Source organism: Rufibacter hautae (genome assembly GCF_008271695.1).
GTDB lineage: Bacteria > Bacteroidota > Bacteroidia > Cytophagales > Hymenobacteraceae > Nibribacter > Nibribacter hautae.
Genome location: NZ_VKKY01000001.1, coordinates 1886180 through 1912595, shown reverse-complemented (window position 1 = coordinate 1912595; position 26416 = coordinate 1886180). Strand labels below are relative to the sequence as shown.

Genomic DNA, 26416 nt, shown 5'->3' with positions numbered 1-26416 from the left:
TTATATTCCGTATGAGGAATTTAGCCCCGGAGCCTAGGCTTTGGGCGGAGTTTCTAAGTTATTCAATTCTCTTATCTGTGACTGAAATCAACGAAGCGTTTCAACTCCTTTGGCGCAAGCTGGAGATCTGGCTGAAGCAGATAGTACTCATGCTGCCCAACCTGTTTCTGGCCATGCTGGTACTGGTGCTTACTTTCTTTGCCGCGCGGCTTTTCCGGAAGACTTCAGACAAACTGCTCATCCGGTTCACGCACAGCAGCGCCTTGAACAACCTGGTGGGCACCACGGTGTACGTGGCCACCCTGACGCTGGGTATTTTCTTCACCCTAAGTATCCTGAAGTTGGACAAGACGGTCACCACGTTGTTAGCGGGTGCTGGTATCATCGGTTTGGCCTTGGGTTTCGCCTTTCAGGACATTGCCGCCAACTTCATTTCAGGGGTGATCATCGCGTTCAGGAAACCGTTTGTGGTAGGCGATGTGATAGAAACCAACGAGCACTTCGGGACCATTGAGCGGATCAACCTGCGCACCGTGGACATCAGAAGGCAAACCGGCGAGCTGGTGAAGGTGCCTAACCGCAAGGTGTTTGAATCGGCGCTCACGAACTTTTCGCACTACGGCATCCGGCGGATTGACCTGAAGGTAGGCGTTTCCTACGCAGAGGACCTGGAACGGGTGCAGCAGGTGGTGAAAGACGCCATGGTGGGTATCAGGAACATGATTGACAGCAAAGAAGTGGAGGTGGTGTACGAGGAGTTTGGGGGGAGCAGCATCAACTTTCTGGTACGGTACTGGATCCAGTACAAGCGCCAGACAGACTTTGTGTACGCCAAGAGCGAAGCCATCATCAAGATCAAAAAAGCCTTTGACCAGCATAAAATTGAGATTCCGTTCCCCATCACCACGCTCAACTTCGGGGTGAAAGGCGGCAAGGACCTGTCTATTGAGATGAAGGAACCACCCGCCGGGCTGGACCGCCCGGTGGAACTAAAGGTGGCTCCCAAAGACCCGGACCCTTCTGAGGACCAGGACCAAACCAAAACGGCCGGAGAATGATCTCCGGCCGTTTTGGTCTAGGGGGTTAAAAAGCAAAGCTTACTTTTTGTCTATCTTCTTGCCTAGGTCTTCTACCTGTCTCAGGAAAGCATCCACGTTCTGGTCGGCGTAAGGGCCGTAAGAGTTGGAGATGGTTCCCTTTGTGCCGTCTGTGCACTCAAGGGCGTAGAGAATGGCCATGTCATCTGGGTCGGTGTCGCCTTCAAAACGGTAGAAATCCACGATTCTCACGTCTTCCACGCTATAGCTTTTGTCGCCTTTCAGGTTTACGAGGCGATTCTCCTCGGTCACTCTGAAGTCTTCCGTATAGCCCTCCTGGTTGAGCTTCGCCTCTACTTTTACTTGGCTGGTTAATTGTTCTTTGTCTTGCATAACCTGATATCTTAGATGTTTTCTGTGTCAATGGGTAGTTTCTGAACTATACGTAAAAATCCGGTCTGGTTGCCAGCAATATTCAACATAAATGATATTTCCGGCGCCTGAACTTGCCCATGAAGCCCGGCGGCAGGCTTTGACAACCCGTTTTAGGCCTGTTTTCAGAAAAAGAGCCGCTAAACTAAAACCCTCTGAAAAGCAGAAAGCCGCTCCTGCGGGAACGGCTTTCTAGGTATATCGATGAAAACAGATATTTATCTGGTGGCCTGTTTGGCTTCTATCTCGCGCTGGATCTTGGCCAGGTCAATGGTAGAGCAAGCGCCACCGCAGCCTTTGGCGCAACCGGCCTCTTTGGAGAAAAAGCTCTTATAGCCCATCCGGAGCAGATAGCCCGCCGCCAGAAGAAAGATAAAGACAATGATGATTTCCTGTACCATAACATGTGGGTAACGCCGGCAAAGGTAAAAATAGTTTAACGAAGCGCCGTAAATCGCTGGTTTCACGGTTGAAACTACCTGCGCCGTTTCTAAGCCGATTTATAAAAAACAGCTCTTAAACGCCGCCAGAGCTACTCTTTCCAGAACGGCTCAATTAGTTGGAGCATTTCCTGCTGCACCTTGGGGCTGTTGCTCACGCAGATCTCGCGCCCGAAGACGTAGTTCTTGCCACCCCTGAAATCGGTGACCTGGCCGCCGGCTTCCTGCACCAGCAGCGCGCCTCCGGCTACATCATACGAGTTGATGTTGAACTCAAAATAGCCTTCAAACTTGCCGCAGGCCACATAAGCCAGATCCAGCGCAGCAGAACCCAATCGGCGCACGCCGTGGCAGCCCTGCATGAAAGAGCCCATCACCTGCAGGTATTTCTGCATGAGGTCAAAGCTGTAGTAGGGGAAACCAGTGGCGATGAGCGAGTCTGCGAGGGAAGGGGCATCGGACACCGAGATCTTGCGGTCGTTACAGAAGGCGCCACCGCCTTTGATGGCGTGGTAGCACTCGTCACGGGTAATGTCATAGACTACGCCAATAATTAACTCGTCTTTCTGCATCAAGGCGATGCTCACCGAATACACCGGCAGGCCGTGGATGAAGTTGGTGGTACCGTCCAGCGGATCAATGATCCAGTTATATTCCTCGCCTTGCTCAGACTTGGTTTCCTCCTCGGTGATGAAGCCGGCCTCGGGCAGGAATTTCTCTAGTCCGGCCACCAGGCGCTCCTCGGCCTCTTTGTCAACGTACGAGACCAGGTTGTTCAGGCCCTTGTGCTCCAGTTTGGAGACATCGAAATTGGAGGCTTCGTGCAAAATGAACTTGCCTACCTCTTTGGTGAGCTGTACTACCTGGTCGCGGAGAGCGGATACGTCTTTCATGTCTTTCTAGTTATCTGAACCCTTCGCCAGCGGCACACAAGGGACTATAAGCTTATTGAGTTGTTTCAACGCCGATTTCCGTAAAACGGCCCGAAAACGGAATCTATGCTACCGAGACCTCCCGGCTTTTAGCGCGGCGGGTAAGCCAAAGCGCGAGCGCCAATACCACCAGCCCCAGGGCCAGCCACTGGGTTCCGTGCCCGATGAACTCGCCGTAGCGGGTGTAGAACGTCTGCTCCTGGTTGAACCTGATCTGCCCACGCATGGCCGCCGGTACCCACCAACCCGATTTCTGCAGCAGTTCGCCTTTCTGGTTGATAAATCCAGAGATGCCCGTATTGGCTGAACGCGCCACTGCCCGTCTGGTTTCAATGGCCCTTAACGAAGCGTACGCCAAATGCTGCTTGTAGCCCGGCGAGTCGCTCCACCAGGCATCGTTGGTGATGATGAAAATGGCGCTGGCCCCGTTGCGGATATATTCACTTACGTACTCGCCGTAGATGGATTCATAGCAGACCACCGGCGCGCCCACCAGCTTCGGGTACTGGCTGTGTTTGAAAACGGCCCGGGTTTCCTGGGTGCCCATGTTCCCGGCGATGCCGCCCAAGTCAATGGCGAACATCTTCAAGGCTTTGAACACGCCCGGATAAGGCGTCTTTTCTACGCCAGGCACCAGCTTGGACTTGTGGTAGAACTCATGCTGCCCGGTTGGTTTGAAGTGCAGCCCCGCGTTGTAGACATCGTAATAACCGATCTGCTCATGGAACCTTGCCGTGCTGCTCCGCTTGGTAGAATCTGGGTACAGCCGCGCCGAAGTGATGCCGGACACCAATTCTAAGCCAGGGTGACGGTTCAGGAAATCGCGCAGCGCGTAGCTCACCGGGCTCAGCCCGAAGTTCTCTTCCCAGTTAATGCCGTTGCTGATGGAGGTCTCGGGCCAGAGCACGAATTTGGTGTTGGGCGTGATCTGCTCCTCAGACAATTTAAGGAGACGGGCAAACTGCTCCTCAAACGGAATGTAGCCTTCGCCCCCCTCAAACTTTTCTTTGTACGGGTCCACGTTGGGTTGCACCACCACTACCTCGGCCAGTTCGCCTTTCTCCTGGTACCGGCTTCCAATAATAAAGGACAGCAGCAGCGGCAAGGCAAACGTGAGGACTGGGGCAACCCACTTGCTTTTTTTCTTCTCCGGCGAGGTCAGCGCGAGGAACACCAGCAGGTTCACGGCCCACACCCAGACAGAGCCACCCAGGAAACCGGTGTACTCGTACCACTGCACCCAACTGGGCAAAGAGGCAAACCCGTTCCCCAAGGTGAGCCAAGGCCAGCTCAGGTCCCAGTTCAGGTGAAACTGCTCAAACGCGATCCAATAAATAGGCAAGCTTAGGTAGCCAATGGTTTTCCCCACGGCCCGTTTGGTCCAGAAGAAAGCCATCATGGGCATCATCATGAACAGCGCGTTGAACACCACGGCCGCGATGCCGCCGCCCAGCGTGGAGTAACTCACCCAATAGGTGGTGAAGATGTTCCAGAGCAGCAGCGTGAGATAGGCGTACTTGAAAAACGTGCGCCCGCGTTTAGGGGCTGTTTTCTCCGAAATGGCCTTCTCCAGCAGCAGGAACGGCACCCAACCTATAAACAAGACAAAGGCCAGTGGTTTCACCGGCCAACCCAACCACAGCAAAAAGGCGCTCAGGAACGCCAGTACCGGGAGGTAAAAACGACTATTTGTTTCCTTGGACAACAATGACAAATTCTCCTTTTATAGCTTTGGTAGTAAACGTCTGCACCATCTCTTCTAAGGTGCCATTAAGGGTTTCCTCAAACATTTTACTTATTTCACGGCTCACCGAGACCATGCGCTCCGCCCCGAACACCTCCTTGAACTGCTCCAGCGTCTTCAAAACCCGGTGCGGCGACTCGTAGAAAATCATGGTGCGCTCTTCCTGGGCCAGGCTCTGCAACCGTGTCTGCCGGCCTTTCTTGATGGGCAGGAACCCTTCAAACGTAAACCTATCGGTGCTGAAGCCTGATTTCACCAGGGCGGGCACAAACGCGGTAGGCCCGGGCAGGCACTCAATCTTGATGCCTTCCTGCACGCAAGCCCTTACCAACAGAAAACCGGGGTCCGAGATTCCGGGTGTGCCGGCATCGGAGACCATGGCCATTTTCTCGCCTTTCTTCAGACGCTCCACCAGGTGCGCCACGGCTTTGTGCTCATTGTGCAAGTGGTGGCTGTGCATGCGCTTGTCAATGCCCAGGTGGTTCAACAGTTTGCCGCTGGTGCGGGTATCCTCGGCGAGCACCACGTCCACCTCTTTCAGGATGCGGATCGCCCGGAGGGTGATGTCCTCCAGGTTGCCGATGGGCGTGGGCACTAAATACAGACTGGTCTCTTCTACGGGTTCGGCCATAAGCCAAAGATACTGATTATTTCAGTCCTGAGTTCTGCGTCTTGAGTTCTGAGTTGGGTGGTTTGTTTTGAAGCTAATTTAAAGAAAACGGGCTTAAATCAGGAACTAGACGCCGTAGCGCTCCGCCAAAACGCTGATGCGCTGCGCAAGCACGTGGTCTCGGTTGGTGACGGTGTGGCCGGCGTCATGGGTGGTGAGCCTGATCTCTACTTTGTTGTAACTGTTGCTCCACCAGGGGTGATGGTTTATCTCCTCGGCCACCACGGCCACCTCCGTCATGAACGCGAAGGCTTCTTTGAAATCCCGGAACTTGAAGCTGCGGGTAAGGTGGTTGTCTTTTTCGGTCCACATGGCACTGGCCGTTAGGTTAGGTTGAAGGATTGGTCTCTCGGGGTTTTCTGCCTCTTATTGTCTCCGTGTTTTTACTCTGTTTTCTGGAAAACGATGCTAAAACGTATCTCTTCTTCCTGAGATAAGTAAAAAGGGAGCGGCCTGCTAAAGAGCAGCTTCAGAAGAAGATATCCATAGATTAAACATCTACTCAAAAATTATGGCAACAGAATATCCGAAGGAAGTTCCAGATCAGCACCAGGACCATCAGCCTGGCCTTGAGCATGAAATGATAAAAGAGCCCATCGTCATCCGGGAGAACTACAAAGGGAGCGACAAACTGAAGGGCAAAAAAGCTCTGATTACGGGCGGCGACAGCGGCATAGGGCGGGCAGTGGCAGTGCATTTCGCCCGCGAGGGCGCCGATGTGGCCATTGTGTACCTGGATGAGGAGCAAGATGCGCAAGACACCCGCAAAATGGTAGAGGCCGAAGGGCAGAAGTGCGTACTCATCCCCGGTGACCTGCGCGACGAACAGTTCTGCAAACAATGCGTGGAACAAGCCGTGCAAGAATTGGGCGGGCTCAATGTATTGGTGAACAACGCGGCCGAGCAGCACGAGCGGGAAGACCTGCGCGAGATTACGCCTGACCAACTGGAGAAAACTTTCAGGACCAACATCTTCGCCTATTTCTACGTGGCCCAGGCGGCCCTGAACCATCTGCAGAAAGACGATGCCATCATCAACACCACCTCCATCACGTCTTACCGCGGTTCAGACCACCTCATGGACTACTCGGCTACCAAAGGCGCCATTACCTCTTTCACCCGCTCGCTGGCTTCCAACCTCGCTGAAAAAGGCATCAGGGTGAATGCCGTGGCGCCGGGCCCTATTTGGACCCCGCTTATTCCGGCCACGTTGGAGAAAGTAGGCGAATTTGGCAAAAGCCAGCCCATGGGCCGGTTGGGTCAACCTGCCGAAGTGGCTCCTGCCTATGTTTTCCTGGCTTCTGAGGATGGTTCCTACATCACGGGGCAGACCATTCATGTGAACGGCGGCGAGCAGATTGGTGGGTAAAGCTCCAACCTTTCCACGTGGAAAGGAGTAAAAAGGTAGACTTATCACCTCTAACAACATACGCCTATGGCTACTGACAATAACGGCCACCCGAACGGACATGATCGTCCGATACGGGTGATAGATGACACCGCCACCAACATGGAAGACATGATGGCGGGGCATATTATACCAGGTGCAGATCCGCCCAAAAACGAAGCGCAGCGCGGTGGTTTCGGGAACCGCGACGGCAAAGAAGGCTACGGCTCTGACAGCTCAGACGGACCAACCGGCGTGAGCGTGAACGAGGAGGCTGACAGCAACGAGCCGCCTAAAGACAACATGCGCACCGACGGCGAAGGCCGCGGCACCTGATGCCGTTTTCAACGCTTTTTTTAATTGTTTAACTAAATAGATAAAGGAGGAACTCATGCCATATAAAAGCAAGAACACCAGCCATGACTCAAAGTCACAGAAAGGTCAACCAACCGACGAAGGCATCAGCAAAGCCGGCATGAAAACTGCGGGAAGCCCTGAGGAAATTCAGCGCAGCGAAGAAATAGCGGAAAGATTCCTGGATGACAACGGTGATCCTGCACCGGAGGCCATCACCCATCCTAACCGCAATCTCCATAAACCAGACATCAATAAGCCCAGCTACGGCGGCTCTTGATGAATTCTTCCCTTGAAGAGAAAAAGCACCTCCTGCACGGGAGGTGCTTTTTTGTGCCGTTTTTGGGCAGTTTCGTCAAAAAAGGGCGCTAAACACCTTAATAAAGTGGCTTATATCTATTGCCCATCTCTTTTCTCTATCGTTTTCACCTACCAAAAGATCCAGTTATAACTTTTATTAAACTCTTTCATCATGGCCCGGTACGCAATCTCAGATATACATGGCTGTCTTGTCACTTTCCGGAAGATGGTGGAAGAAGTGATCCAACTGCAACCCCAGGACCATCTTTACCTACTGGGAGACTACATCAACAAAGGCCCAGACAGCAAAGGTGTTCTGGACTACATCTTTTCACTCCAGCGCCAAGGCTACCGGCTTACCTGCATCCGGGGCAACCATGACCAACTCCTGCTAGATGCCGTTGACCAGGGAGAACACACCGTCTGGCTCACCCCTGAGGACAAACAGAAAACCCTAGACAACTTTGGCGTAACCTATTTCAAGGACATCGACTCAGAATACCTCTCCTTCATTAGATCCATGCCGCTCATGGTGGTGCTGGATGATTATGTACTGGTACACGCCGGCTTAGACTTCAGCCTCCACAATCCGCTGCTTACCAGCAACCACCTTCTCCTGAACACCAGGCACATGCAACCCACCCTTGCCAAACTCGGCGAACGCCGCCTCCTCCACGGCCACGTTCCTGTTCCCACCTCCACCATTGAAAAAGCGATAACCAAAAAAAGACCTGCCATCAACTTGGATGCCGGATGTGTCTTTTACCGGAATACAGAATTGGGCAACCTATGTGCCTTCAACTTAGATAAAGTAGGACTATTTACAATAAATAACCAAGACCAACCTTATCCCATAAAAGTGAAGTAGTTTAGGATATTTTACACACTATATTTAAGACTATTAATATATACTGTAAATATTTATATTTAATATTAATTAACTAGATAACTATTTCTTGCAGCTATTTGCAAAAACCTTCTCTATTAGCCAAAAACCCACTTTACATAATAATCCTTTATCAATTTCCCGAAAACCATTAGAATCTAATGCCAAAAAAATTATAATGATTATTTAGACAATCTTAAACATTCTAGTAATTTTACCCGTAGTTCGCCTCCTCCCAGCGAGACAACCAAGTATTTATACTTACATATTGAGTAGCAATATTTAAATAAGAAGAACGACAAGGATACTGGCAAAAGAGCAGAGGCAAGCAAACTAGAATATAAATACAAAAAGGTTTATCAATTATACAGTAGCGTTTATGGAGAAAAATTTACTCAGAAGAAGTGCTTCCGGGAAAAAGAATGTGAGCAGGGTCTGGCTATTATTAGCCTTGATACTGTTGGGATTAACGCCTATGCTGGAGGCGCAGGCACAGACACTTGGAACTGCAACCACAAATTTACCTACCTCCTACAGTGGTAAATGGAAAACCCTATTGACTTCTCCGTCAACAATTCCGGGTTGGTCTCAGTTAAACTTAGGAAATGATCCCTCATTTACTAACCTAACCAACACCGCACTCCCAGATTCAGATCCAGCTCAAAATACATCATCATCCTCAGTGGCTAACTTCAATGCCGCCGGATCTATTGTGCAAGTAAACTTTTCAGACAAACCTGAAAAACTTACTTTTCTAGCGAACACAAACTCAAGTAGCAGAAATTTTACAGGCCAGTTTGTGGTAGAAGAGTCATCCACCATTAATGGAACTTACAATCCAGTACCAGAAGCTTCCTTTACCAGTTTAGCGGGAAAAGGCCTTAACAGTTCTCATGTGATGACTGCTTCACTTAAGCCTGACACTAAAAGCATCCGGTTCCGTTTGATTTCGATCAACTCTTCTTCAAATAGCGCAACAAGCATTTATATTGACCAAGTAAGCATTACCAAAAGAACCACTGTTCCAGAAATAGACGTTACAGTATCTGGCAAAACCGTTGTGAGCAACGGAACTGCTTATTCGTTTGGCTCTCAAAATGTGAAAACGACTAGCAGCCCCACTACATTTACTATTAAAAACATTGGTTCAGAGCCTCTGCTGCTTACAGCACCAGAAACAGAACCTGCTTTATCTATCACGAGCGAAGATCCAGCAGGTCAGTTTGAGATAGTTGAATACCCTTCTTTAAGAACGTTGCAGCCTAACGAAGAAACTACTTTCAAAGTAGTATTTACGCCTAGCACTATATTTGATAAGAGAGCATCATTAACCATCAGAAACAATGACTCAGACGAATCAAACTACGTTGTTAACTTAACGGGTACCGGAACGATTTTACCAGCAGTAATTTCTTCCTTCACTCCAACATCTGGGGGATTTGGTACAACCGTAGATATCTATGGTTCTAATCTGATTAACACTACAGAAGTCCTTTTCTCCTCCAACAAACCAAGCAGCAATTTGACTGTGGTGAATGACAACAGAATAACTGTAAGTGTGCCAACTGGATCTATCACTGGACCAATTACTGTTAGGAATGCTTTACATTCAACTACGTCTGGCAGTTCTTTTACTATCATTCCAGCACCAACCATTACCTCAATCACTCCTACTTCAGGCCCGATTGGCACACTGATTACAGTTAATGGCAAAAACTTTGAAAAGGAGAACTTCCAAAGCATCACCATCAATGGCCAAAATGCAACTGAATATACTCTTGTAAGCGCAACACAAATTTCAGTGAAGGTACCTGTTGGGGCAACTGTAGGCCAAGGCAATTTAGTGATAACAACCCTTGGAGGATCTGCCCAAACTAGCTTTACAGTTATTATCCCAGCTCCTTCTATCACGAACATAAGTCCATCTTCTGGACCTATAGGCACAGAAGTTACTATAAATGGGACCAATCTAGATGGTATTAGAAGCATTACCTTCAATGGCATAACTGCTACTGAGTACATGTCAGTTAACAGCAACCAATTAGTTGTAGTTGTACCAGAAGAGGCGGCAACGGGTGATCTAGTAGTAACAACTGCAGGGGGTTCGGCAAAATCTTTCTTTACCGTTATTGGAATCACCATCACCTCGTTCACTCCAGAGCGCGGCCCGATCGGCACGCTGGTGACCGTGAACGGCACCAACTTCCCCGAGGTGGCCGGCATCGGCTTCTACAACGCGGCGGGCCAGGTGCTCTTCGCCGAGGAGCTTGACAGGCCATCCGAGACCTCCATCTCCGGCCGCGTGCCCGAAGGCGCCGTGACGGGCAGAATCGTTGTCTTGAACGAGGAAGGCGAGACCATCGCCGAGAGCGCCACCGACTTCGCCGTGACCCCTCCGGCCCCGACCATCACCTCCCTGTCCTCTGCCTCCAAGGCGGTAGGCGAGCCCCTGCTCATCTACGGCACCAACCTGGTGAGCGTGCGCAGCATCACCTTCAACGGGGCCCCCGCCACCCAGTACGGGACCCTGGGCGAGGACGGAACGCAATTATTGGCAACCATCCCCGCAGGGGCGACCTCGGGTCCGCTGGTGGTGACCACCGATGGGGGAGAGGCACAGATTAACTTCGTAGTTTCGACCGCTATCACCTCGTTCACTCCAGAGCGCGGCCCGATCGGCACGCTGGTGACCGTGAACGGCACCAACTTCCCCGAGGTGGCCGGCATTGGCTTCTACAACGCGGCGGGCCAGGTGCTCTTCGCCGAGGAGCTTGACAGGCCATCCGAGACCTCCATCTCCGGCCGCGTGCCCGAAGGCGCCGTGACGGGCAGAATCGTTGTCTTGAACGAGGAAGGCGAGACCATCGCCGAGAGCGCCACCGACTTCGCCGTGACCCCTCCGGCCCCGACCATCACCTCCCTGTCCTCTGCCTCCAAGGCGGTAGGCGAGCCCCTGCTCATCTACGGCACCAACCTGGTGAGCGTGCGCAGCATCACCTTCAACGGGGCCCCCGCCACCCAGTACGGGACCCTGGGCGAGGACGGAACGCAATTACAGGTAACTATCCCCGCAGGGGCGACCTCTGGTCCGCTGGTGGTGACCACCGATGGGGGAGAGGCACAAACCGATTTCTATGTATCTCCTAGCATTATTTCTCTATCACCAAATTCTGGATTGATAGGAGCAATCATTACTGTTAAAGGGTCTAACTTGAGCAACATTCGCTCAATCACCTTCAACGGCACTGAGGCTACAGAGTACACAAATGAAGACCCTAATACCATCACAGTCACAGTTCCGGCAGGTGCTACTTCAGGCCCAATGGCAGTGATGACACAGGGTGGTGTTGCTCAGGCAGACTTCTTAGTTCTTGAGCCTACTACACTTCCTGTTGAACTGGTAGAGTTTACTGGAAAAAGAACTTCTAACGGAGTTGCTTTAGCCTGGACTACTGCTTCGGAAAGAAACAATGCTTACTTTGAGGTACAAGCCACTGCAAACCCAAATAGTACAGAATTCAAGACAGTTCAACGAGTGAACAGCAAAGTGGTGAACAGTACTTCTAAGACTTCTTACACAACAGAAGATCGCACGTCAACCAACAACGCCGTGACCTACTACCGGTTGAAGCAAGTTGATTTAGACGGAAGCGTGGAGTACAGCAAAACCATTGTTGTAGAAAGCTCAGCAACTATAGCATCTTCTTCAGTGAAGGTTTATCCGAACCCATTTGATAATACAGATGCCCTTAACCTGGAAGTTGCAGCAGAGAAAGCTGGCAAGTTAACGGTAGCGCTGTATTATGTAACTGGCAAGAAAGCCTACGAGCAAATATTCAATATAGAAAGCGGAATTTCAACCCTCGAAATCCCAGTGAACAATACTTCACTCAGCTCCGGCTTATACATTCTTACCACAGAACTAAATGGGCAGGTATCTACTTTAAGAGTCATTAAGAAGTAATACAAATTTGTCTTAGCGAAAAAGGGGAAGCGAATGCTTCCCCTTTTTTATGCCCTCATTTTTGAAAAACAACAGGAAAAGGATTATTGCTTTTTGACGGCTACCCTAGATAATTCTAGGTTTTTATACCTCTAAGAACTTACCACTAACCACGGTTATACTTCAATGAGGAAAGTGCAACTATCTACAGTAATGCCTCATTGAAGTGCAGAGTTGACAATTTGATATCATCTGAACACCATATTTTATAATCTTTTTAATATTAATAATAGATTTATATACCTTTTATTGTCTATATATATTTATACTATATATTAGAACTCAAAATAGAATGATTTAAACTTGAATAGCTTGTTACAGCACTTAATAGAAGAGATTGGTATAATATTCTAGATCAGACGCGATCAATCAAACAAGTATTATTAGGTAATAAGTATAACCTTGAACGCAAGTACAACTGCAGCTTTACAATAGAATTATCCTTAAAACACAACCACAATTTACAATCCAATTACTAACCCCTTTAATGATCACTTATGATTAGAAACTTTACCCGTTTAAAGGAGGTGATGTACGTCACCCTCTGTTTGGTGCTGGCCAGCGGAGCTCTGTCTTACACCTATGGTAGTAGCCACTATGCCAGAGCAGCCAAGTCCAAAAACATCCGCTCCATCTTGAATCTTGCTCAACTAGCCTGGACACCCAAGGGTGAATCTGCCGCAGAATTAGAAGATACCACGGCCACTGGCAAAACTTATTACTGGGTTCCATTTGGAGCAACAAACCGCGGGAGCGGCGCTTGGAGTGAACTAGGCCACTGGGCAACCACCAGCGGAGGGAAAGTGAAACACCAGACACTACCAACGGCGGCAGACAACATAGTGTTTGATATTAACTCCTTCTTATTTACGGGGCAGAAAGTCACCTTAGACCAGGAGGCAAACGTGAACAACATCTCTTGGACTGGCATCCGGGCTACGAATTTTGACGGAAATGGCCAAACCTTGAATGTACACGGAGCACTGCAGGCAAACCTTGATCTTACCTTTACGGGCACCAAGGGCTTCCTCCTGAACTTCAAAACCGCAACGGAGAATGCTCCGCTTAACTTTGAGGGTAGACTTTTTGCCCCGGGCACAGTTTTGACGTTTGACGGATCTGGAAGCTGGGACTTGCAAAGCCAGATAAGGGTAAGCGCCAACGGCACCATCAACTTGCAACAAGGCTCCCTGAAGACCAACGGATATCCAATCTCCATCAATGCCTTCAACTCGGTTAGTGACAAAGCTAGATCATTAGACTTGGGCAACTCTGCTCTTGAGAACCTGAGTACCTGGAATGTATCTCCTTCCTTAACCCTGAAGGCAGATTCTGCCGCTTTTACAATAAACGGCCCTGAAACGCATATTTTCAACGGTGGGGGTAAGTCTTATAAATTAGTGACGCTTCACGGACCTCGGTCATACGTGAACCATAGCAATACCTTCAAAAGCATCACCCTCCCCAAGCAAGCCATTGCAACGGAGAGCAACACGCTTGTTCTGGAGGCAGGCCAAAACCAAACCATTGAAAGCCTCTTTACCTTTGGAGCTGGTTCATTAACTACTATTCAGTCTTCCGTTGCGGGCCAAACAGCCAACGTTAACTTTTCGTCTTTCGGTTTCTGTACAGACTACCTGACTATTTCTGATGTTACGGCTACAGGTCCGGGAGCCTACTATGCAGGCTTATCTAGCCAATCAATTGGAAATACCACTGGCTGGAACTTCTTAAGCTGCGGATCTGCCATTTACACGCCTAAAAGCACTTCAGATTATAATGCCTGCAAATCATCTGCATCCGTAACGTCAACGGGTTCCGGAACCTGGCAGGAAATCAAATTTGAGGGCGAGGTAGTGGCTACCTTCAATGATGGAGGAAACAGCTTAGGAGAGGTCTCCCTTGATTTTGCAGTGAGCTCAGAGAATGCCCGCACCTTGAAAAGCACTGACGGAGCCGATATCAAGGCCTTGGCCAGAAACTGGAGACTCAAATCCACTACAGCGCCAAGCGCAGACAAACCAGTCAGAATAAGGTTCTACGGACTGAAATCTGAAGTAGAAGCCTACCAGAATGCAGTTCCTGAGGTAACCACTTTAGAGAATTTGTCTTTTACCACTTACAGCAGTTCGGGCCCAAGTGAGAACTGCTTGTACACAGACAACACCGAAGCAGGTTCTATCACAAACCATCTTCTTGGAACAGCTTTCAGCTCCACCGGTAATTACTTTACCGCCGAAGTGGCAGGCATCACAGACTTCTCCGAATTCTACCTGCACAACGGCTACTCAGCCATCGATTTTGTGGCTTCGCAGCCGGTAAAAGAAGAGCCAGTTGCCACAGTAGAAGAAATGGATTTCATCGCCCATTGGAACGCGAAAACCGTTAAACTGAAGTGGATGGCCCCTGGAAAGATAACAGCGACTTATGATGTAGAAAGAGCCTCTAGCCCAGAAAGCAAAGAGTTCGAGACCATCATTTCTAAGGCTCCTAGACAGAACAGCGCCAACGCAGCTACCGCGGTGTACCATGCAGAGGATTTCAGCCCGGCAGCCGGCCCAGCCAACTACTACCGCCTGAAGCGCACCAACGCAGATGGCACCTTCACCTACAGCCAGACAGTAAAAGTAGACAACAAGGCGTACACAGCGGCGGTGCAGGCTTCCCCAAACCCGTTCACCGATAAAGTGAAGCTGACCGTAAACGCAGAGAAAGCCGGCGAAATGAGCGTGAAGCTTATGACCGAGTACGGCGAAGTGGCTTTGGAGAAAAAAATCAAAGTGGCCAAAGGCACGTCAGCGTCAGACTTGGTGATTGGGGCTAAGGTAAAATCAGGGATTTACCTGTTGGTAACCGAGCTGAACGGCGAGCGGCTTACCCAGCGCCTTATCAAGCAATAACCAGAACATCCGTTCACCCAGGAAACCCTCAGGCAGTGCCTGAGGGTTTTTTGTTTGTTTTCCAGAAAACAGCCCCAAAACAGCCGCAAGCCTTTCTCTTACGCCTTGGCGGGCTAAACCATTGGTTATTTGCTGCAATGGCCGTACTTTTGGGCACCCACTAACAGAATTCAAATGCAACGCGATTCCCAAATCTTTGATCTTATCCAGAAAGAGCACCAGCGCCAGCTGCACGGCATAGAACTCATCGCCTCTGAGAACTTTGTTTCAGAGCAGGTGATGGAGGCCATGGGCAGTGTGCTGACGAATAAATATGCCGAGGGTCTGCCAGCCAAGCGCTACTACGGTGGCTGCGAGATTGTGGACCAGTCTGAGCAGTTGGCCATTGACCGCGCCAAGCAACTGTTCGGGGCTGAGTGGGTGAACGTACAGCCACACTCCGGTGCGCAGGCCAACGCGGCGGTGATGCTGGCGGTGCTGAACCCCGGCGACAAGATCCTGGGCTTTGACCTATCGCACGGCGGGCACTTGACCCACGGTTCTTTGGTGAACTTCTCGGGGAAACTGTACCAGCCGTCTTTCTATGGCGTGGAGCCCGAGACCGGCGAGATTGACTGGACCAAAGTAAGGGAAGTAGCCGAGCGCGAGAAACCAAAACTGATCATCTGCGGCGCCTCGGCGTACTCCCGTGACTGGAACTACAAAGCCCTGCGCGAAGCCGCCGATGCCGTTGGCGCGCTGTTACTGGCCGATATCTCGCACCCAGCTGGTTTGATCGCCACGGGTCTATTGAACGATCCGTTTGAGTTCTGCCACATCGTGACCACCACTACCCACAAAACCCTGCGCGGGCCACGGGGCGGTATGATCATGATGCGGAAAGACTTCGAGAACCCGTTTGGGCTGAAAACCCCGAAAGGCGAGCTGCGCATGATGTCTTCTTTGCTGGACAGCGGCGTATTCCCGGGCACGCAGGGCGGACCGTTGGAGCACGTGATCGCGGCTAAGGCAGTGGCGTTCCATGAGGCGCTTTCGCCTTCTTACAAAGAATACACGGCCCAGGTACAGCGCAACTCGCAGGTGTTGGCTAAGTCGTTCGTAGACCGCGGATACAAAATCATCTCTGCCGGCACCGATAACCACCTGATGCTGATCGACCTCCGTTCAAAGGACCTTACCGGAAAACTGGCCGAAAACACGTTGATCAAGGCAGACATCACCATCAACAAGAACATGGTGCCGTTTGACGATAAATCTCCATTTGTGACCTCCGGAATCCGAATCGGCTCCGCCGCCGTAACTACCCGGGGACTGAAGGAACAAGACATGGACCGCATTGTGGACTACATTGACCGCGTGCTCATGAACCATGACAACGAGACCATCCTGGCAGATACCAGAAAAGAAATCAACAATTGGATGCAACAATTCCCGTTGTTCAGTTACTAAGTAATCAGAAACAGGTAGCAAGGCATTAGACACAAGGCTTTTGAGTGGGTTTCTTGAAAACAACCAAGAAACCCACCTAAGTTTAAAGGGTTAACACTCCTGCCTATTTGTAAAACACTAAAATACCAATGGCACAACGTTCCGGAGAGGTGGCAGCGCACAGCGGAGAAGAGCATGAAATGACCTTTTTGGACCACCTGGAGATTCTCAGGTGGCATTTGATCCGTTCGGCCGCAGCCGTGGTGGTGTTCACGGGCATTGCCATGGCCAACAAGGAGATCGTCTTCCATGACATTATCCTGGGTCCTTCGCGCACCGATTTTTTCACCTACAGGAAACTCTGCGAGGTAGGCGCGGCGATCAACTCGGCGGGCCTGTGCATCAACAAGCTGGATTTCACGCTACAGAGCCGCGAGCTCTCCTCGCAGTTCACCATGCACCTCACCAGCTCGTTTGTGATTGGGTTGCTGCTGGGCTTCCCGTACCTATTCTGGGAAATCTGGAGTTTCATTAAACCCGGATTGTACCCTAATGAACGGGAGAACTCCCGGGGAGCGGTGTTCTTCGTGTCCTTCCTGTTTCTGGTGGGTTCGTTGTTTGGGTATTACATTGTCTCGCCGCTTTCCATCAACTTTTTGGCCTCTTACCAGGTAGACCCTAGTATCGCCAATGAGTTCGATTTATCGTCTTACATCTCAACGCTGGTCACGCTGGTGTTGTCCTGCGGGATCATGTTTGAGTTGCCCATGATTGTGTATTTCCTGTCACGGGCGGGTATTGTGTCGCCGGAGCTCATGCGCATCTACCGCAAGCACGCCATTGTGGTGATTGCCTTCGTGGCGGCCATCTTGTCGCCACCCGATGTGCTGAGTATGACGTTGATGGGCATTCCGTTGCTGCTGCTCTACGAAGTGAGTATCAACATCTCTTGGTGGGTACGCCGCCGCGATCTGGCTAAATTGAACCAACAAGCTACTTCTTAAAGAAAGACTAAGATGAAAATAGCACTAGGCGGCGACCACGCCGGATACCAATACAAAGGATTAGTAAAAGAGCAACTAGAAGCCCTGGGCCACGAGGTGAAAGACTTCGGGCCATTCTCAGACGCCTCCGTTGACTATCCAGACTACGTGCACCCGCTGTCCTCGGCAGTGGAGAACAAAGAATACGAACTGGGCATTCTGCTCTGCGGCAGCGGCAACGGCGTAGCCATCACCGCCAACAAGCACGCCGGCATCAGGGCGGCCCTATGCTGGCAAAGAGAACTAGCCGAGCTGGCACGCTCCCATAACAACGCCAACGTAATGTGCGTGCCGGCCAGGTTCGTGAGCGAGGAAGTAGCCCGCGAGATGGTGGAAGCTTTCTTGACCACGCCGTTTGAAGGTGGCCGTCACCAGACCCGGGTAGACAAGATTGCCTGCGCCTAATGGCGCGAGTTCTGAGTCTTGAGTTCAGAGTCCTGAGTTTGAAAATATAGATTTAATTGTAGGGGCGCCTCGTATAGGCGCCCTTTCTGTTTTAGGGCTGTTTCCCAGAAAATAGGCTCAAATCAGCAATGCTGATTAGTAGAGATGAATGCCTGATAGGATGTGCCTAACTGTGCGGCTAATTCTCACCTGAAACCGAAATGGGCAACCACAAGGGATTGCCCCTACACTTACCTCTATAACGCTGGCTAGCAAATTATTGCCATATAACACTGCCTCAATAACTCAGGATTCCTCTCCTAGGAGGGGTAGGGGTGGGTTCCTGTTTCAAGCTTAATTTCCAAAAAACAGCTGTAAAACAGCAACGCAAACCATTCAGTAGAAACTTACCGCACCCGCCGGTAGACGGGGCCGTTCTCTACCTTTTCGTAGCGTTGGAACACCAGGGGCAGTTTGTACTGCAGCTCGGGCATGAGGTTCTGCTGGTCTACGATGTAGGCGGGAGGATTTTTCCTGAGGTCCTGCAGAATGGTGAACAGCGCGTCATAGTAGCTCAGTCGCCCGAAGTAGGGTTTGGCCAAGTCCCAGCGCAGGTAGGGAGAGCCCACGCTGTTGTTTTGGTAATAGTTGAGGTCGGGGCCTAAGACCAACAGGCGCTGTCCTTGTACCTGCTGGTATTTGGGGGCCTCGCGCACCTGCACCAGCTCGGGTTGCAGGCGCAGGGCCGGATACACCAAACCCAACGGGTTGTAGCGCACGGTCACCACAGCGGCAACAATCACCAGAAAAAGGAGCTCGGCAATCCAGAGGCGGTTTCCCCACCAACTGAAGAGAAAAATCCCGAAGTAAGAAATCAGGGGTAACAGCAGCACCAGGCCTTTGGCCGAGGCATCATGCCCGTTCACCAGCACCAACAGGACTACAATCACCCAGATGAGCATGATCTGCAGAAAACGCGCCTGGTAGTTGGGCCCTAGCGTGACCAGGGGCAGGCTCAGGAAAGAAAGCACCAGTATGCCCAACGGAAGCGCGGCCACAGTCATGACCTGGCTTATCGGCAACCCGAAATCAAAGGAGAACTGCCAGGACCAGGTCAAACCCTGCTCCAAAAACGGACCCAGGGAGTTCTGGTACAGGAAATAGGTGAGCACCACCGTGAACGGGAACACAAAGCCTGTGAGCATGAGCAAGGTGCTTCGGAAGGCCCCGGAGGCAAAGTAGATGATGGCGAAGAAGCCCAGAAACAGAAACCACACAAATGGCAGGTAACACAGCGCCGCCAGCCCGAGCATGAACCCGGCCTTAAACAGGCGGCGGGCGTTGGCGGCCTCCTTGGAGATAGCCGTCAGGCTGTACACGGCCAGAATCACAAACGTGTGGCCCAGCAGCAGCGGGGAGAGCACATCCAGCTCAAAGAAAATGCTCCCGAACAGCATGTACAGCAAGGCCGGCACGTAGGACTTGTAAGGGTGCACCTGGTTGCGGTTGAAGACATTATTGAGCAGAAAGGCTTGGTACCCTATAAGGAAAGTGGCCAGCAGGCGGTGCACCAGGTAAGAGCGTGGCGCCACCAGGTCCAGAAACCAGTACACGGCCGCCGAGAGCGGGGCCGTGGTGTCATACACATCCTGGTACAGGATAAAACCGGCATGCAGACGCTCCCCCAAAAGCACGTGGTGCAGTTCTGAGAGGGTAGCAGGAAGCCCAAAAATGAGCAATGGAAGCCGGATGAGGAGAAACAGCAGTACCAACACCACCCACCTGGACGGAAACAAACTGCGGAAGAATCGTATCAAGCAATGCGCGGCTTAGCCTTCGCTCTGACCTTGCGGCAAAGAGGAGGACGGTTTGTGGGGTAAAAATGTGAAATTAATACGATATTTGCGGAACCATGGAAAGTAAACGCCAACAAAAATTCGCCAGACTGATTCAGAAGGAGCTTGCTGAGATCTTCCAGCGCGATGTTTCCCACCTGTTTCAGAGCACCTACATATCGGTGAGCGGGGTCTCCGTGTCACCAGATCTGGGTGTGGCAAAAGTGCACCTGAGCCTGCTGCTCAACCCCAACGGGCGCGATCTGCTCAACGAGATAAAAGTACATACCAAGACCATCCGGCACGAACTGGCCAAGCGCATCAAAAACCAGGTGCGCGTGATCCCAGAGCTGATTTTCTACCTGGACGATACCGCCGAGTACGCCGCCAAAATGGACAAAATCATTTCTGAGCTGGACATCCCGTCCGAGTCTAAAGAAGACCCAACCAACCCGTTCCGGGCCGAAGAAGACTATTACCTTTCTGACGAAGACGGCGAGGACGAGGAGGAAGATGCCGACGGGCGCTAATCCATCCTCACCCGTTCTCCAAGCCAGCTACTAAACCCACCCATGCAGTACGATCCAATTAAACGCGTTCTGGGCGAGGCCTTCAACAAGACCCCTTTCCTGCGCAAGCTTTTTTACAACCTCTTAGACTTACTTCTGCTGCGCACGTGGCACATCCACAAGGAGCTGCGAGCCTGGGCCAAAGGCAAACGCCAGGCGCCCGTGCAGATTCTGGATGCCGGCTCGGGCTTCGGGCAGTACAGCTATTACCTCTCGGGAATGGGTCCCAACTGGCGCATCCTGGCCGTGGACGTGAAAGACGAGCAGATCGCCGACTGCGCCAACTTCTTCCAGAAGATAGGCCGCCACAACGTCATGTTCCGGAAAGACGACCTGGTCACGTTCCAGGACCCACAGGCCTTTGACCTGGTGCTGAGCGTAGACGTGATGGAGCACATCTTGGAAGATGTGGAGGTGTTCAGAAACTTCCATGCTTCTTTGCGGCCGGGCGGTATGGTACTCATCTCTACGCCCTCTGACCAAGGCGGCTCAGACGTGCACGGCGATGACGAAAGCTCCTTTATTGAGGAACACGTACGTGACGGCTACAACATCCAGGAAATACAGCAGAAACTGAAGAGCGCCGGTTTCAGCCGCACCGAGGCGCATTACTCATACGGCGCGCCCGGCAAAATCTCCTGGCGCCTGAGCATGAAGTACCCCATCCTGATGCTGGGAGCGAGCAAGCTGTTCTTCCTTATTCTGCCGTCCTACTACCTGATTGTGTATCCGTTCTGTTTGCTGTTGAACTGGCTTGATACCAACGGCAAACACCCCACCGGTACTGGTCTTATTGTAAAAGCCTGGAAATAGGGAAAACAAGTAAGCGTCTGGCTTGTTGCAGTTTGTAGAGAGAGGTTTTCTGCTTTGGGCCGGTTTTCTGAAAATCAGGCCTGAAAGGGACCCTGCTTATTGGACTTTGACAATCTGCCAAGAACTGCTAACTTCACCCTCACGTCCCCGCTATTCCTACTATTCGCAACAAGATGATTGAGTTAATCAGGACAGATTCAGCCAACCAGGATTTTGCAGAGCTTGTTTCCCTTTTGGACGCCGATCTTCATGTGCGGGACGGGGATGACCACTCGTTTTTTGCACAATTCAATAAAATCAGTGCCATCAGGCACGTGGTGGTGGCCTACTATGACGAGGTACCCGTGGGCTGCGGCGCCATCAAAGCCTACTCGCAGGACACCATGGAGGTGAAAAGGATGTTTGTGCTGCCTGAGTTCCGGGGGCAGGGCATTGCCGGAAGAATCCTGGCGGAACTGGAGCGCTGGGCCGCCGAGCTGGAGTTTTCAACGCTCATTCTGGAGACCGGCAAAGCGCAGCCAGAGGCCATCCGGCTCTACACCAAGAGTGATTTCAAGGTCATTCCCAACTTCGGGCAATACGAGAACATAGAAAGCAGCGTTTGCATGCAGAAAGAGGTGAAACGCGAGAAAGTGGCCCAGCTGTAGTTTCGCCCTCCTTTCACAGAAACACCCCTAAAAAGGCCTAGGCAGAGAAGAAAACATAACCCTTTTGCCCCAGAACAGTAAAGGTGACCTGAGTGACGGATGAGTTTGGACCATTCTTTCCCTCACGCTTGCACTTGATCGCTTAATCATTAATCCACGCATTTACCCAAAGATGAACGTTGCCCTTTTTATCGCCCGGCGGTACTTTTTCTCCAAGAAGAAGCGCAACATCATCAATATCATCTCCATCATTGCCATGATTGGCGTGGGCGTGGGCACCATGGCGCTCATTGTGGTGCTCTCGGTGTTCAACGGCCTGGAAGACCTCATCCGGTCGCTGTACGGCAAGTTTGACCCCGAGATCAAGATCACGGCCGTGGAGGGCAAATCCTTTGAGACCAACGCCCAGTTCCTGGACCGCATCAGGAAGACACCGGGCGTGGCGCTGCTCACCGAGGTGATTGAAGACAACGCGTTGCTGCGCTACAATGACCGCCAGATGGTGGTGAAGGTGAAAGGCGTCACCGATAACTTTTTCCAACAGAACCAGATTGACTCCGCTATTGTTGACGGCGATTACCACCTGATAAGGGGAAACCAGCAGTTTGCCCTCATTGGCCGTGGTGTGCAGTACCAGCTCTCCATCCGGCCCGAGAATCCGTTCTCCCCGTTGCAGTTCCTGTACCCTAAGGCTGGCAAGAAAACCATCATCAACCCAGAGAACGCTTTCCGGCAGTTGGGCATCCAGGCGGGGGGCATCTTTGCCATAGAGCGGCAATATGATGACCAGTACGTGTTTGTGCCACTGACCTTCGCGGAGGAATTGCTGAGTTACGGGAACAAGCGCACCTCGCTGGAGATCAAGACCGATAACCTGGATAACATTGACCGGGTAAGAGCTGACTTGCAGAAGCTGCTGGGCAAGGGCTTCAACGTGCAAGACAGCGAAGAACAGCACGTGAGCCTGCTCAGGGCCGTGAAAGTGGAGAAGCTATTCGTGTTTGTCACCTTCACGTTTGTGCTGCTCATTGCCTCCATCAACATCTTCTTCTCGCTCTCCATGCTGGTGCTGGACAAGCAGAAAGACATTGCCATTCTGGCCTCACTGGGCGCAGACCCGGGCACCATTAGAAAAATTTTCCTGCTGGAGGGCGCCATTGTGGCGTTTACGGGGGCCATTGTGGGCTTGGTGGTGGGCGGTACCATCTGCTGGCTGCAGCAGACGTTTGGCTGGGTTTCCATGGGCATGAGCACCTCGGTGGTAGAGGCGTACCCCGTGCTTATGCGCCCCACAGACTTCATGCTCACCGCCGCGGCCATCATCCTGATCACGCTTCTGGTGTCCATCCGGCCCGCCCGCCGCGCTGCGGCCCTTACCATTAGGGAAAACCTTTGATCTGTTTTCAGCCTTCTTTTCTGAAAAGAGCCCTTGAATGGAGAGCCCGGAAACCCTGTTCTGCTAACGTTTGTTTTCTGTGCGATTTTAAGAAAATGACCTCAAAATAGGATTGTCATTACTTAAAAGATGGTAATTTGATAAAATTTCTGCCTTTTTCTGCGGGTAAAAAAAGATTTTGTTGTACTTTCAATATTGGGATTGGAAGCCTCTGCCATGAAAGTATATACAACACAGCCGTTTCAAGTTATCTATTCTCTCTTTGAGCATGAATACCTAGGCTATTTGTTTGAGTCTTTCGTGGTGCAGGTCAACTCCAAACGGCAGCTCACCCTCCAGCACCAGAACATCTCCAGCAAAAACGCCGATGAGTTCGCCGCGCGCCTGAACGAGATTGACTTTGAGCTGATTGAACTCACCGACCAGATCCAGCAGGATGCGGTGTTCAAGAAATTCGCCCTGAAGAAAACCACTCTCTCAGACTTCTTCTTCAAGACCTATGACCCCGCCAAAGGCGACAAGCTCCTGCAGGAGAGCATAGACCATTACATCCAGAGCCGCATGGCCAAGATATTGGACCTGCTGCAGGACAAGATGGTGTTTGTGATGGGCAAGGACGGCGAGCCTACCTGGAAACGCCTGAACATGGCCACTGAAAAAGCCACCGTGCTGTTCCACTTCCGCCGCAACGACGACAACACCCATTATTTCCCCACCATCAAGTACCAGGGCGAGCGCCTAGAGTTCCAGTACAAAGACGCGGTGCTGGTGTGCAAAGAGCCCGCCTGGCTCTTGCTCAACGATGTGTTGTACAGCTTTGAGAAGCAGGTAGACGGCAAAAAGCTGCAGCCTTTCCTCAACAAGAAGTTCATTGTGGTGCCGCGCAACGTGGAGGAAAGCTATTACCGCAAATTTGTGGCCCCGCTGGTAGAGCAGTTTGACGTCTACGCCAAGGGCTTCGATATAAAGTCTGAACGCTACGTGCCGCAGCCGCAGCTCCTGTTCTCTGAACTGGCGGTGGCCGAGCCTTCCCCGGCCCTGTTCGCTACGGCGGCGGGCGAAGACGAGGAAGAAGAGGAGATCAAGCCTCCTTCCGAAGGCGATAAAATCGTCTTCCAGCTTAATTTCAAGTACGGCACCTACACCGTGGGCACCCAGGAATCGCGCAAGATCAGCGTGAGCGTGGAGAAGACCCCGGACTCTTACGTGTTCCATCGCCTGCACCGTGACCTGGACCGCGAGATCTTCTTTCTGCGCGAGCTTTCCAGCCGCGGCTTGGAGGTAAGGAACGGCAAAGCCATCATGGACAAGCCGCAGGCCTTTGGGTGGTTGAACAGCTACGCCAAAGACCTGGAGGAACTGGGCTTTACCCTGAAACAGAGTCAGTCTGAGAAAAACTACTTTATAGGCGAGACCTCGGTGAACGTGGGCATCAACGAGACCAATGACTGGTTCGACATCTACGGTACCGTGCGCTTCGGGCCGTATGAGATCCCGTTCATCAAGCTCCGCAACCACATCCTCACCAAACGCCGCGAGTACAAGCTGCCTAATGGCCAAATCGCAATCATCCCAGAGGAATGGTTTACCCAATATTTGGAGCTCTTTGCCTTCTCTGAAGGCGATGACGAACTGAAACTGCGCAAGCACCACCTTTCGCTAGTGAGCGATTTGCAGAACGGCAACCTGGCCCACGTGACCATGAGCCGCAAACTGGAGAAGCTCCGCGAGTTTGAGGCCGTGGAAGATAGGCCGCTGCCCGCCGGTTTCAAAGGCGAACTGCGCCCGTACCAGAAGGCGGGCTACAACTGGCTGCATTTTGTGCAGGAATACCACTTCGGGGGTTGTCTGGCCGATGACATGGGTCTGGGGAAAACCGTGCAGACGCTGGCCATGCTGCAGCACCGCAAGGAAAACGGCGCCCAGACGGCGTCTCTGTTGGTAATGCCTACCTCGCTGGTCTACAACTGGCTCGCCGAGGCCCAGAAGTTCACGCCCCAACTGCGCATTCTCACCTACACCGGCACGTACCGGAACAAGAGCGTGGCGCAGTTCAAGCACTATGACCTTATTCTCACGTCGTACGGCATTGTGCGCCTGGACCACGAGATCCTGAAGAAGTACATGTTTGACTACATCATCCTGGATGAGAGTCAGGCCATCAAGAATCCAAATTCTAATACTTCTATTAGTATCCGGGAGCTCAAATCCAAGCACCGCTTGATTTTGACGGGCACGCCCGTGGAGAACAGCACCTTGGATTTGTGGAGCCAGATGTCATTTATCAATCCGGGCTTGTTGGGTACCCAGAACTTCTTCAAAAAAGAGTTTCTGCGGCCTATTGAGAAGCTGAAAGACGAGCATAAAACCCGTCGTTTGCACGCGCTCATCAAGCCGTTTATCCTGCGCCGCCACAAGAGCCAGGTAGCCAAGGAACTGCCCGAGAAGATTGAGCACGTCACGTACTGCAAGATGACTGAGGAGCAGGAGCACGCCTACGAGGAAACGAAGTCTTTCTACCGAAACAAGATCCTGAAGAACATTGAGGAGCAGGGCACGGCCAAGTCGCAGTTCATGCTCTTGCAGGGCCTCATGAAACTGCGCCAAATCGCGAATCACCCGCGCATGGCTGATCCGGAATCCACGGCAGAGTCTGGCAAGTTGGGCGAAGTAATGCGCCTTACCCGCAACGTGGTCAGCGAAGGCCACAAAGTGCTTATCTTCAGCCAGTTTGTAAAGCACCTGGACATTGTGCGGGCCGCCCTGGACGAGCGCAAGATCAAGTACGCATACCTGGACGGCTCCACCAAAGACCGCCAGGCCCAGGTAGCCCATTTCCAGAACGACCCTAAACTGCCGGTCTTTCTTATCTCCCTCAAAGCTGGTGGCGTGGGGCTCAACCTCACCGCCGCCGACTACGTGTTTATCCTGGACCCTTGGTGGAACCCCGCCGTGGAAGCCCAAGCCATTGACCGTGCCCACCGCATTGGTCAGCAGAACACCGTCTTCACTTACAAGTTCATCACCAAGAACAGCGTGGAGGAGAAGATCCTAGCCCTTCAGGACAAGAAACTGCAGATGGTCTCAGACCTCATCTCCACCGATGAAGCCGTCATCAAACGCCTCACCAAAGAGGATATAGAGAGCTTATTGAGCTAAGCGTTTAGAGGCTGTTTTTCAAAAAAGACCAGAAATGATTACAGATTACCCTAGATG

At 51.6% G+C, this 26416-nt stretch carries 22 protein-coding genes; 15 read left to right on the top strand and 7 right to left on the bottom strand.

The features are described from left to right. Positions 1–77: 77 nt before the first annotated feature. Positions 78–1058, top strand: a complete 981-nt coding sequence (locus tag FOA19_RS07420) for a mechanosensitive ion channel family protein (protein WP_149090104.1) — start codon at positions 78–80, stop codon at positions 1056–1058. Between the two features lie 39 nt (positions 1059–1097). On the opposite strand, the gene FOA19_RS07415 is transcribed toward FOA19_RS07420, so the two are convergent. The 6 genes from FOA19_RS07415 to FOA19_RS07390 form a co-directional block, all read right to left on the bottom strand. Next, entirely contained in the window at positions 1098–1430 is a 333-nt protein-coding gene (locus FOA19_RS07415; RefSeq protein WP_149090103.1) for a hypothetical protein, read from the bottom strand. Between the two features lie 257 nt (positions 1431–1687). Then, positions 1688–1870 carry a FeoB-associated Cys-rich membrane protein gene (locus FOA19_RS07410; protein WP_149090102.1) on the bottom strand — a complete coding sequence of 61 codons (183 nt, stop codon included), beginning with the start codon at positions 1868–1870 and terminating at the stop codon, positions 1688–1690. 131 nt (positions 1871–2001) lie between these two features. After that, positions 2002–2802, bottom strand: a complete 801-nt coding sequence (locus FOA19_RS07405; RefSeq protein WP_149090101.1) for an inositol monophosphatase family protein — start codon at positions 2800–2802, stop codon at positions 2002–2004. 103 nt (positions 2803–2905) lie between these two features. Next, positions 2906–4555, bottom strand: a complete 1650-nt coding sequence (lnt, locus tag FOA19_RS07400) for an apolipoprotein N-acyltransferase (RefSeq protein WP_223808772.1) — start codon at positions 4553–4555, stop codon at positions 2906–2908. Beyond that, a complete protein-coding gene (gene rsmI, locus FOA19_RS07395) occupies positions 4527–5216 on the bottom strand; it encodes a 16S rRNA (cytidine(1402)-2'-O)-methyltransferase (RefSeq protein ID WP_123128574.1) in 690 nt (229 codons plus the stop codon). The genes lnt and rsmI overlap by 29 nt, the downstream gene beginning before the upstream one ends. 105 nt (positions 5217–5321) lie before the next feature. Then, positions 5322–5597, bottom strand: coding sequence for a 4a-hydroxytetrahydrobiopterin dehydratase (locus FOA19_RS07390; RefSeq protein ID WP_262713903.1), 276 nt, complete (start codon positions 5595–5597; stop codon positions 5322–5324). A gap of 169 nt (positions 5598–5766) precedes the next feature. On the opposite strand from FOA19_RS07390, the gene FOA19_RS07385 reads away from it, so the two are divergent. From FOA19_RS07385 to rpiB, 9 genes are all read left to right on the top strand, one after another. Continuing rightward, positions 5767–6624 (top strand): SDR family oxidoreductase, encoded by an 858-nt coding sequence (locus FOA19_RS07385; protein ID WP_149090098.1) that lies wholly within the window; start codon positions 5767–5769, stop codon positions 6622–6624. A 66-nt stretch (positions 6625–6690) separates the two neighbouring features. Then, the gene (locus FOA19_RS07380; RefSeq protein WP_123128571.1) at positions 6691–6978 is read left to right on the top strand and encodes a hypothetical protein; all 288 of its coding nucleotides are present in this window, start codon (positions 6691–6693) and stop codon (positions 6976–6978) included. A 55-nt stretch (positions 6979–7033) separates the two neighbouring features. Beyond that, on the top strand, positions 7034–7276 hold the full coding sequence (locus FOA19_RS07375; RefSeq protein ID WP_149090097.1) for a hypothetical protein: 243 nt from the start codon (positions 7034–7036) through the stop codon (positions 7274–7276). Between the two features lie 192 nt (positions 7277–7468). Next, on the top strand, positions 7469–8164 hold the full coding sequence (locus FOA19_RS07370; protein WP_149090096.1) for a metallophosphoesterase family protein: 696 nt from the start codon (positions 7469–7471) through the stop codon (positions 8162–8164). A 397-nt stretch (positions 8165–8561) separates the two neighbouring features. Further along, complete coding sequence (locus FOA19_RS23750) at positions 8562–12146, top strand: IPT/TIG domain-containing protein (RefSeq protein WP_149090095.1); 3585 nt, start codon at positions 8562–8564, stop codon at positions 12144–12146. Between the two features lie 536 nt (positions 12147–12682). Then, positions 12683–15085, top strand: coding sequence for a T9SS type A sorting domain-containing protein (locus tag FOA19_RS07360; protein ID WP_149090094.1), 2403 nt, complete (start codon positions 12683–12685; stop codon positions 15083–15085). A 174-nt stretch (positions 15086–15259) separates the two neighbouring features. Next, on the top strand, positions 15260–16534 hold the full coding sequence (locus tag FOA19_RS07355; RefSeq protein WP_149090093.1) for a serine hydroxymethyltransferase: 1275 nt from the start codon (positions 15260–15262) through the stop codon (positions 16532–16534). Between the two features lie 128 nt (positions 16535–16662). Then, positions 16663–17517 (top strand): twin-arginine translocase subunit TatC, encoded by an 855-nt coding sequence (gene tatC / locus FOA19_RS07350; protein ID WP_223808771.1) that lies wholly within the window; start codon positions 16663–16665, stop codon positions 17515–17517. Between the two features lie 12 nt (positions 17518–17529). Then, entirely contained in the window at positions 17530–17961 is a 432-nt protein-coding gene (gene rpiB / locus FOA19_RS07345) for a ribose 5-phosphate isomerase B (RefSeq protein ID WP_149090092.1), read from the top strand. Between the two features lie 386 nt (positions 17962–18347). Here the strand turns inward: rpiB and FOA19_RS07340 are convergent, their stop codons facing one another. Further along, positions 18348–19757 (bottom strand): hypothetical protein, encoded by a 1410-nt coding sequence (locus tag FOA19_RS07340; RefSeq protein WP_149090091.1) that lies wholly within the window; start codon positions 19755–19757, stop codon positions 18348–18350. A gap of 95 nt (positions 19758–19852) precedes the next feature. Here FOA19_RS07340 and rbfA point away from each other — a divergent pair, with 95 nt between their 5' ends. The 5 genes from rbfA (at position 19853) to FOA19_RS07315 (ending at position 26359) form a co-directional block, all read left to right on the top strand. Beyond that, on the top strand, positions 19853–20305 hold the full coding sequence (gene rbfA / locus FOA19_RS07335) for a 30S ribosome-binding factor RbfA (protein ID WP_149090090.1): 453 nt from the start codon (positions 19853–19855) through the stop codon (positions 20303–20305). Positions 20306–20347: 42 nt separating this feature from the next. Next, the gene (locus FOA19_RS07330) at positions 20348–21157 is read left to right on the top strand and encodes a class I SAM-dependent methyltransferase (protein ID WP_149090089.1); all 810 of its coding nucleotides are present in this window, start codon (positions 20348–20350) and stop codon (positions 21155–21157) included. 173 nt (positions 21158–21330) lie between these two features. After that, positions 21331–21804, top strand: a complete 474-nt coding sequence (locus FOA19_RS07325) for a GNAT family N-acetyltransferase (protein ID WP_149090088.1) — start codon at positions 21331–21333, stop codon at positions 21802–21804. A gap of 172 nt (positions 21805–21976) precedes the next feature. Further along, positions 21977–23200 carry an ABC transporter permease gene (locus FOA19_RS07320; RefSeq protein WP_149090087.1) on the top strand — a complete coding sequence of 408 codons (1224 nt, stop codon included), beginning with the start codon at positions 21977–21979 and terminating at the stop codon, positions 23198–23200. A gap of 216 nt (positions 23201–23416) precedes the next feature. Beyond that, on the top strand, positions 23417–26359 hold the full coding sequence (locus FOA19_RS07315) for a DEAD/DEAH box helicase (RefSeq protein ID WP_149090086.1): 2943 nt from the start codon (positions 23417–23419) through the stop codon (positions 26357–26359). Positions 26360–26416: the final 57 nt, after the last annotated feature.